This is a genomic window from Oribacterium sinus, from assembly GCF_963553175.1.
GTDB classification, from domain to species: Bacteria; Bacillota; Clostridia; order Lachnospirales; family Lachnospiraceae; genus Oribacterium; species Oribacterium sinus_B.
This window is the reverse complement of sequence record NZ_CAUVME010000067.1, coordinates 1-4,988: the sequence shown is the minus strand read 5'-3', so window position 1 is coordinate 4,988 and position 4,988 is coordinate 1. Positions and strand designations below refer to the sequence as shown.

Annotated in this window: 6 protein-coding genes and 1 tRNA gene; 3 read left to right on the top strand and 4 right to left on the bottom strand. The window is 41.9% G+C overall.

The genetic code is table 11. The features are described from left to right. The first annotated feature begins 157 nt into the window (after positions 1–157). Positions 158–228, top strand: a tRNA-Trp gene (locus RYO92_RS10810). A 240-nt stretch (positions 229–468) separates the two neighbouring features. On the opposite strand, the gene RYO92_RS10805 is transcribed toward RYO92_RS10810, so the two are convergent. After that, positions 469–891, bottom strand: coding sequence for a type II toxin-antitoxin system HicB family antitoxin (locus RYO92_RS10805; protein ID WP_007156273.1), 423 nt, complete (start codon positions 889–891; stop codon positions 469–471). Positions 892–893: 2 nt separating this feature from the next. Continuing rightward, positions 894–1,088 (bottom strand): type II toxin-antitoxin system HicA family toxin, encoded by a 195-nt coding sequence (locus tag RYO92_RS10800; protein WP_009429558.1) that lies wholly within the window; start codon positions 1,086–1,088, stop codon positions 894–896. A gap of 421 nt (positions 1,089–1,509) precedes the next feature. Here RYO92_RS10800 and RYO92_RS10795 point away from each other — a divergent pair, with 421 nt between their 5' ends. Beyond that, entirely contained in the window at positions 1,510–1,677 is a 168-nt protein-coding gene (locus tag RYO92_RS10795) for a hypothetical protein (protein ID WP_315370381.1), read from the top strand. 349 nt (positions 1,678–2,026) lie between these two features. On the opposite strand, the gene RYO92_RS10790 is transcribed toward RYO92_RS10795, so the two are convergent. Both RYO92_RS10790 and RYO92_RS10785 read right to left on the bottom strand, forming a co-directional pair. After that, a complete protein-coding gene (locus RYO92_RS10790) occupies positions 2,027–2,269 on the bottom strand; it encodes a DUF2442 domain-containing protein (protein WP_314345742.1) in 243 nt (80 codons plus the stop codon). A 16-nt stretch (positions 2,270–2,285) separates the two neighbouring features. Beyond that, positions 2,286–3,101: a CPBP family intramembrane glutamic endopeptidase gene (locus RYO92_RS10785; RefSeq protein ID WP_315370380.1), complete on the bottom strand. Its 816-nt coding sequence runs from the start codon at positions 3,099–3,101 to the stop codon at positions 2,286–2,288. A 139-nt stretch (positions 3,102–3,240) separates the two neighbouring features. Between RYO92_RS10785 and RYO92_RS10780 the strand changes: the two genes are divergently transcribed. Next, positions 3,241–4,988 (top strand): ABC-F family ATP-binding cassette domain-containing protein (locus RYO92_RS10780; protein WP_315370379.1); only part of this gene is annotated, 1,748 nt, incomplete at its 3' end.

The following is a 4,988-nucleotide window of genomic DNA, read 5'->3' as shown; positions in this document are numbered from 1 at the left end:
AGGCTTTTCAAGGCCTGAGGAGATTTTGGAACTATTTAACTGTCAAACTACCGGGAAAAAAGAAAGATATTGAATTGATTCCGGTAAAAAATATAAGAGAGGCATTGACAATCTTCAAAAAATAGCATAGAATCATACCGTTGCTTTTTTGAAGCAAAGGGGATTAGTTCAATGGTAGAGCAACGGTCTCCAAAACCGCCGATGGGGGTTCGAATCCCTCATCCCCTGCTACTAAGAAACCCTAGGAATTAAGCCTAAAGTGGCTTGAAACCTAGGGTTTTTGCTTACTTTTCTGCAATGTAATTTTACCGAAAAAGGAAGCTTTTTACTCGTTTTACAGCTCATGTATCCCACGAAACCGTCCACGAAACCGCCCAAAATTAGTGTTGATTCAGTAGCGAGGTTCTCTAATTGAGCAAGTTAAAAGAAAGGATGTGGCAAAATACCACACCCTTTGAAAGTTCTATACTAAGCCTGTAATCTCTCCAGTAGAGCCTCTTGCAGTACCTGGGAGAAGTTTATGCCTTGTGCTAAGGCCTTTTCATTCATCCACTCAGGTATAGTGAGGTTTTTCCGGACAGACTTATTGAGGTATAGCTTTGCATATTCATCAGCATCAACACTGATAAGATTTACAAAATAATCTGACGGTTTACCTGCTCCCAATTCTTCTGCATAGGCAACAGGATCTACTGTATCAACCGGAGAGGAGACAGGGAAAGCTTCACCGTCCCGTTTCAAACCTATGAGCTGAACAGCCAGGCACTCAACAGCCATGTTCATGGCGTCGTTTAAATCGTTTCCACAAGTGGCGGCATTAAAATCAGGGAAGCAAACAGAATACCTTCCGTCGTCCTCTTTGTAAAATATTGCCGGATATATACTTAACATGCTTAGCTCCTTTCTATTCCTGCTTGTTTGTAAATCGAACATTCGGTAAACTTAGTAAGCTCTTTAGTGTGGAAAGGGATTGTTACTTTGCCTTTTTTAATCGGGTGCTTGTACTGCCTGTGTGAGCCTTCTTGACTTACAAGGTACCAGCCATCTTTTAATATGATTCTTTCCATTTCCTTGGCCTTCTTCGGCATATTGCTTTCCCCTTTCTGTTTCTTTAGATATATTTTATAGTACAATACGCACTGTGTCAATGCGCATAAACTTAGGGATGGATACCCCCCTAGTTTCATCACCGATTAGGTGATTACTTCTGGGGACGTTGTTATATTTATTCCGGGGAAAAGTAGCTGATAAATAGCTTTTCCAATAAAGCTAAATCAAGATGCAGATTATTTCATGCCATGTAGTAGATTTTATTCGTAACTATATCCGCGGATTTTGAAAAGTTAAAGTTTTTGGACAATATTGACGGTCTTATTCAGGATGTATATAATAAGGCCAAAGAACAGTTTGCTGGATTACCGGATGGTTCAATAGAGTAGAAAGCCTCAATGTGGGTCATTGAGGCTTTGGAGAGATCAGAACACCTAATATTCACAAGGAGATGATTGTATGGATAAAAAAGCAACCTTTGAGGATGTTATAAACGGACCTTATTTTATCGATGATAGTAAGATGCCAAGTGCCGAGGAGTCTAAAAAAATCGTGATTCCTAAAGAACTCGAAGAAAAGTTAGATGCCGAACTAGAAGAGATAGCTCACAAATATGGTCTCTATTAAGTGTGGGTGATAATATAGAAGAAAACTAATCTACCACCGGTCTTCGGTGGTATTTTGTTGCCTAAAAAGGAGTGACTATGGAGCAGTTCAAACAGATTTACAGGATTCTATCTATCCTACATAAGGCTATGGACTTGGAAGAATGGGACAGCAAGCTGCTTTCTCCGGAGGCGATGGGAATCAGCCTTCCGATGTAGTCAAGGCTTATGGCTATGCTTCTGAAAGAAGGATACATCATGGGAGGAAAAGCTTGAGCAGTTTGCTACTATGCAAGCGGTAAGCTTAGGCCTGGCTACTAAGACCATTCCTTATGCCTTAAAGATGGCAGATTTTACTACAGATGAAGGAATTAAAATGCAGAATTTTCGTAAAGGTACTCCGGAGCAATATCAAGCTCATCATTCCAGACCACAGTGCCATCTTCTACATGAGCAGTAAGAAAAAAATCCAGATCATTTAATTGTTGATATATAGGTTTTTGAAGCTCTGAAAGAAAGTTGAAAATTCCTTTTTTTCCATTGGAAAAAGAAAGATGTAATTCATAGCTTTTGGAAGCCTTCACATCAGTGACAATCCATTTTGGGATACTCATTTCAATTCTCCCTTTCCTAGAACCTTGCAAAGAGATACACAAATCCCGAACCGAACATATCCGCCATGGAGTGCACCAGAACTACCGGAAGAAGATTTTTGATTCTATAGGTATAGAAGTAGTAATACATAAGTCCGAAGACCACACCGATAATAAGGGCGGAAGCCATGCCCTGATAGGTATGGAAGGATATACGAATCATCGTGGAGTAAAGCAGAGTTTGCCATTTGTACTTTTGGTCTACGGTGCCCAGTAAGCCTAAAAAGAAGAATTCTTCGTAGAAGGCATTTAATAAAGCATAGATAATGGCAATGGGGCTTAAGGCGGCTATTTTCCGAAATAACTCAAAGAAATCCATGGAAAGGAGAACTTCCTTGGTGAAGTAGTTATAGCCGTTATCAAAGAGAAGGTAAAGAACGTCTGCACTTAGTCCCATGATAGCCAGTAAAATAAAGTACCAGGGAATTACAGAGAGCTTAAAGCGAAAGGGGATTTGCTTAAAATCAAAGTTACGAACAATCAGATAGAGAAAAACCAAAAGCAGCATAAAGAACTGGAATTGCAGGTTACTGGAATAGGCTACCCCTTCGGTGGCTGTATCCACAGTTTCCGCTACCGTTTCCGTAATGCTTTCCGTATTTTGGCTAAGAAGGATAGGGGAGAGGGGGAAAGCGTAAAACATAGCGGATTTTACAGCATTTAAGCTGTCTAGAAATAGCTGGTTGGAGCGAATAATAAATTCTCCGAATAAAATCAAGCTAATGATGATGACATCATAGAAACGAAGATTCTTGGTTTTTTCTTTGGGGAAAATGAATTGACGAATAGACATGCTGCTCCTTTCTTTCCGCTAAGCAATTTAAAGGATAGAAAACTTACAGTTCCATCTCAGTGCATTGCTATTTTAGCTGTATCTTTGCTATTATAGCAAGGAAAAATCTCTTAAAAAGGAGAGGAAAGAGGAAGATTCTATGGCAGGAAGTATTGTAAATATAGAAAAAGGCAGCAAAAGCTTTCAAAATAAAGTTTTGTTTTCCGATGCCCAGTTCTCGATTCAAGAAGGAGAGAAGGTGGCATTAATCGGAAGAAATGGAGGAGGGAAGTCTACTCTGCTTCGGATTATTGCCGGAGAAGAGGAGCTGGATAGCGGAAACATTGTACGAAGAAGGAGCTTGAAAATCAGCTATCTTACTCAGGAAAGTCATTTTCCGGAGGAGAAGAGTATTTTGGAGGCGCTGGTGGAGAACTTTGCCCTTCGTATGGGAGAGCAGGAAAGAGAGGCCTTTGGAAAGAAGGTTATGCAGGAGATTGGCTTGGAGGATTTCTATTCTCCCTGCAAGATTTTATCCGGAGGACAGAAGAAACAGCTGGCTCTTTTGGCGGCCCTAAACACAGAGCCGGATTTGCTGCTTTTGGACGAGCCTACAAACCACTTGGACGAGGAAATGGCGGAGTGGCTGGAGGAAAAATTAAAGCGCTTTAAGGGGGCGATTTTGCTGGTGAGTCATGACCGATATTTTTTGGATACGGTTTGTGATGTGATTGTGGAGCTGGAAAGAGAAGGCTTTACTCGCTACGAATGCTCCTACTCCTCTTATTTGGAAAGAAAGGCAGAGAGATTCAATATCGAAAAGGCTCAGGAAAGAGCCAGACAAAGTCTGCTTCGAAAAGAATTGGCTTGGGTGCGAAGAGGAGCCAAGGCCAGAACCACCAAACAAAAGGGACGACTGCAACGCTATGAAAAGCTCTCTCAAATGCATGGTCCAACGGAGGAGGAAGAGCTGAGCCTAGCCTCCATTTTCGTGCGTCTGGGGAAGAGTACCATAAACTGTGAAAACCTGACAAAACGCTATGGGGATAAGCTTTTATTCTCCAATTTCAGCTATAATTTTTTACGGAATGACCGTATCGGCATTATCGGGAAGAACGGGGCAGGAAAGTCTACCCTGATGAAGGCAATTTTGGGAGAAATTCCGGTGGATGAGGGAAAGGTGGAAATCGGACAAACCGTGCGGATTGCCTATTTTCGTCAGGAAAATGAAGATTTGCCGGAAAAGGAAAGGGTAATCGACAGCATTAAGGAGATTGCGGAATATCTGCCCACAAAGGAAGGTTTGATTTCCGCCTCCCAAATGGCGGAGCGTTTCCTTTTTTCTCCGGAAATGCAGTACGCCCCCATTGAGAAGCTTTCCGGTGGAGAGAAAAGAAGACTCTACCTGCTACGCATTTTGATGTCCGCCCCCAATGTGCTGTTCCTGGATGAGCCCAGCAATGACTTGGATTTAAGCAGCTTGATTGTTCTGGAAGATTTTTTGGACAGCTTTCCGGGCATTGTTTTTGTGATTAGCCATGACCGATATTTTCTGGATCGTACGGTGAACCGTCTCTTTATTTTTCAGGAAAATGGACAGATTCGCCAGTTTGAGGGAGGCTATACCGACTATCAGGTACAGCTTTTGAAGGAAAAGGAAGAGGCGGAAAATGTAGAAAAGGGTAGTAAAGCAGAGTCCAAAGAGGATAGAGGAGAAGAAAAGTCCGAGGGGGATAAGAAGAAATCCTGGCAGGGTGCAAGGCTTTTAAAGATGAGCTATCAGGAGAAGAAGGACTTTGAGCATATCGAAGAGGAGATTGCCAAATTGGAAGAGGAGCTTGCCTTTATTGAAAAGGAAAGCGAAGCCAATGGCAGGGATTACGTCTATCTTGCGAAACTACAGGAGCA